Origin of the sequence: Flavobacterium sp. (genome assembly GCF_043773265.1) — a bacterium.
In the GTDB taxonomy this organism is placed as follows: Bacteria; Bacteroidota; Bacteroidia; order Flavobacteriales; family Flavobacteriaceae; genus Flavobacterium.
In genome coordinates, this window is record NZ_JAYVFH010000248.1 from 1 (window position 1) to 3,473 (window position 3,473).

Below are 3,473 nucleotides of genomic sequence, written 5' to 3' on the forward strand. Positions count from 1 at the left end.
TTTTTAAAAAAAGTTATCAATAATCCGATTACAAATCACTATTTTTGAAAAACAATCTGACAACAAATGTTGTCAACCTATATCAGGAAATGACAGAAAATGAGCATAAAAGAAATATCGAAAAAAAACAAAAACAGGTATTTATACGTATACACAAATCAAATTTTTAATTAATATTTGTAAAATCTAAAAGTTTCTTTTTTTTACATTGCCAGATAATCTAACATAATTAACATGTATGAATTACATTTGTTGGAAATATGAAGGAATGGTTGGTTGTTCCAACAATAAAAATTGTGAAAGGCAGAATTTTATTAACTAACGCTTTATCTTTTGACTGCCTAAAAGTGCCGGAAGCACAATCAAAAGGACAAAGCACAAAAACATTTTAAAAATGAAAACAATTAAAACCGTATTTTTTTCTTTACTTGTTCTTTTTATAGGAACAAGTTTGATTACCAGTTGCTCGAATGATGAGGAAACAAATTCTAACGTTCTTGAAAACACAAAAGTTTCTACATATCTAAAATCATTTTATTCTACAAGTTATCAGCTTGGAAAATCTGTTGAAACAAAATCGAAAAATAGTACATCTGAATTAAACAGAAGTGCAGAAGTTGAAAACATAGTTATTACAGAGGTTTTTGTAGGTGATGATGCAATAGCTAGAGGATATGTTGTTACAGATAAAAATACTAATGATTTTTTATATTTTATAGACGTAAATAGATTAGAATACAAATTAACGACAGTTAAAATTGATGTAAATGACACAAAAGTATTTAATAATATTGACGAACTTGATAAATATTTAAGTACTGATGAATTTGACTATATTAAAATAGCTGAAGACTATGTAGCAGAACAATCAGCCGAAAGAAGATTTTGGGGTTGGGGACCAATGTTTGGTGGTGAATGTAAAGGAGGAGTTAGAATTATGTACCATACTTATTATGTTTTTGGGATAGGAGTTGATACAGACCCAGTTCTAGCATCAGATGGTGTAAGTTCATTACAGGAACCATGTGGTGAAGCAGTATTAGGAGATTAAGATTATTAAAGTTAAGACCAATTAATCATGAAAAAAACAATTTATTTATACCTATTTATTATTAGTTGGTCTAACTTCTGTTTGTCCCAAACTATTAGTATAAAAAACAATGAAACTCTAGAACCAATTTCATTGGTGAATATTTCTTTAGAAAATGGAGAAGGAAGTTTTACATCTGATGAGAATGGAACATTTGTAATACCAATCAACAAAAAAAGTAAAAGTTTGATTTTTAATGCAATTGGTTTTGAACAACTACAAATAGATATTGACAAAATTAAAAATCCAATTTTACTAAAGACAAAAAGCATTCTCCTTAAAGAAGTTGTCATCTCAAAGTCAAAAAAAAATACTTCAAAAATTGGTAGTATTAAAGGTAAAAAAATAGTACATATTTTACATGATGTCACAGATGATGAACTCAAACCATGTATTATTGCAAAATATTTTGAGCTAAACAATCAAAGTGACGAAGCTTTACTAAAAACAATCAAAATAAAAACATCATCCTCATCATTAAAACCTTTAATAAATTTTAGAATTTACTCAAAAGGACTTGATAATAAACCTAATGAAGTTTTATACAACGAAAACTTACTTTGTACTATTAATAAGGGTGACAATACAACAAAAATGGATTTATCTACTTTAGGTATTGTTTTACCTAAAAATGGTTTTTTTGTTGCAGTTGAAATACTTGTTATTGATAAAAATAAACAAGAAAGTAAATATGTATACAAAAATGTTGAACATATTCATAAATTTTATTATCCGATATTAAAAATGACACAAACACAAGAATATGTAGACACATGGTATAATGTAGGAAAAGATTGGCAAAAAAACAATAAACTTTCAATGTTGATGGAATTAGAAATAGAAGAGTAAATTGTTTTTATTTGATAATTTATAAAATAAATTGTCTATTCAAATTCAATTATACATTTTTGGATTTCTCAACTATCTAAAAACCAATAAATATGGCATCAACATCAGAAACAGGTCACGCAAAAAATGTAGCAACCTTCGAAGACCTCATTAGCTTTTGCACAGGCTACGGAGCAACCTACAACCCATCAAAAGTAGCGTTAAAACTTCCGGCACTGGCTACCCAACTTACCGGAGCGAACGCAGCATTGCAAGCAGTCAAAGTGGCCAAGACAGCTTACGACAATGCAACCAATGCAAGAGAAGTTGCTTTCAAACCACTCAAGCCATTGGCGACAAAAATTGTCAACGGCCTTGCAGCCACAGAAGCTACTGCACAAACGGTGGACGATGTAAAGTCAACAAACATAAAAATTCAAGGCAGACGGGCTAAAGCCGTTGAAAAACCCGATGCTAAAGCTTTAGCTGCCGGAGCAGAACCCGTAAAGACAGCTTCAACTTCTCAACAGAGCTATGACAAGTTGATAGATCATTTCGCACAACTTATAGCAACCCTGACAGCAGAGCCAAAATACATTCCGAATGAAAATGAATTGAAAGTTGCGACTCTTAATACTATGCTGACAGACCTGAGAGCAAAGAACACGGCAGTAATTACGGCCACGACCGCGTTAAGCAATGCCCGTATAGCCAGAGACAAAGCCTGTATGCTGAAATAGTGGGCATGGTCGACACAGCGCAGGACATAAAACAATATGTAAAATCCCTTTTTGGTGCAACGAGTCCCCAATACAAACAAGTAAGCGGACTTCAGTTCAATAGACCCAAGGGCGACTAAGAAACAGACACCCCGATTTATAAAGTAGGCAGGTGGATTTTAAATTCTCCTGACCTACTTTTAAATTGGAACTTCCACGAAACAAATTAGAGCTTCCATGAAATAAATTAGAGCTTACACAAAGTTAATACTGACATCCACGAAATAGATTCTTGCTTCCATAAAGTTAAAACTCACACCCACGAGGCAAATTAGAGCTTCCAGAAAGTTAAAACTCCGACCCGTGAAACAAATTGGAGCTTCCATTAAAAGAAATCCCACGGAGACACAGTAGAAAAGAGCAAACGGACGATCATTTAACCCGAAAGTGAGGCCGACCCTGGCAGCACACTTGCCAAAGCCCGCACAGTCCGACACGCAAACCCAAAGCTTTGCCAAGAGTGCCGCACCCACGCACCAATATTGGAGAGAGTAGCAAGAGTAAATGGAAAGATTAGGTACGGTTGCCCAGCCCGCTTGGACACTATATATAGAGTGACCCAAGGACAAAGAAGAACAAGAGAAAAATAAACGGGGACTACCCTTCTTACAACTTGACTGTTTGACGACAACTGGCAGACCCACTTATATCTTGACGGAAGGAAGGGCACTGGCGGTAACAATGTGCATGTGCCATATTGCTGGTTCAGTGTAGCATTGTAGTTTTAGTTTCTTAATTTCGTTCGGTGTCGTGGGACAAAACGCAGCAGGTCGCTA

4 protein-coding genes are annotated in these 3,473 nt (G+C 34.1%); all 4 read left to right on the plus strand.

All coding sequences use genetic code 11. The features are described 5' to 3' along the window. Positions 1–260 precede the first annotated feature (260 nt). On the plus strand, positions 261–392 hold the full coding sequence (locus ACH2BO_RS13390) for a hypothetical protein (protein WP_395045237.1): 132 nt from the start codon (positions 261–263) through the stop codon (positions 390–392). Between the two features lie 2 nt (positions 393–394). Continuing rightward, positions 395–1,051 (plus strand): hypothetical protein, encoded by a 657-nt coding sequence (locus ACH2BO_RS13395; RefSeq protein WP_395045238.1) that lies wholly within the window; start codon positions 395–397, stop codon positions 1,049–1,051. Positions 1,052–1,078: 27 nt separating this feature from the next. After that, a complete protein-coding gene (locus ACH2BO_RS13400; RefSeq protein WP_395045239.1) occupies positions 1,079–1,939 on the plus strand; it encodes a carboxypeptidase-like regulatory domain-containing protein in 861 nt (286 codons plus the stop codon). 92 nt (positions 1,940–2,031) lie between these two features. Next, on the plus strand, positions 2,032–2,658 hold the full coding sequence (locus tag ACH2BO_RS13405) for a hypothetical protein (RefSeq protein WP_395045240.1): 627 nt from the start codon (positions 2,032–2,034) through the stop codon (positions 2,656–2,658). Positions 2,659–3,473 lie beyond the last annotated feature (815 nt).

Excerpts from the sequence above, each read along its gene's own strand:
- ACH2BO_RS13390 (WP_395045237.1), top strand. The coding sequence starts at position 261 with ATGAAGGAATGGTTGGTTGTTCCAACAATAAAAATTGTGAAAGGCAGA.
- ACH2BO_RS13395 (WP_395045238.1), top strand. The coding sequence starts at position 395 with ATGAAAACAATTAAAACCGTATTTTTTTCTTTACTTGTTCTTTTTATA.
- ACH2BO_RS13400 (WP_395045239.1), top strand. The coding sequence starts at position 1,079 with ATGAAAAAAACAATTTATTTATACCTATTTATTATTAGTTGGTCTAAC.
- ACH2BO_RS13405 (WP_395045240.1), top strand. The coding sequence starts at position 2,032 with ATGGCATCAACATCAGAAACAGGTCACGCAAAAAATGTAGCAACCTTC.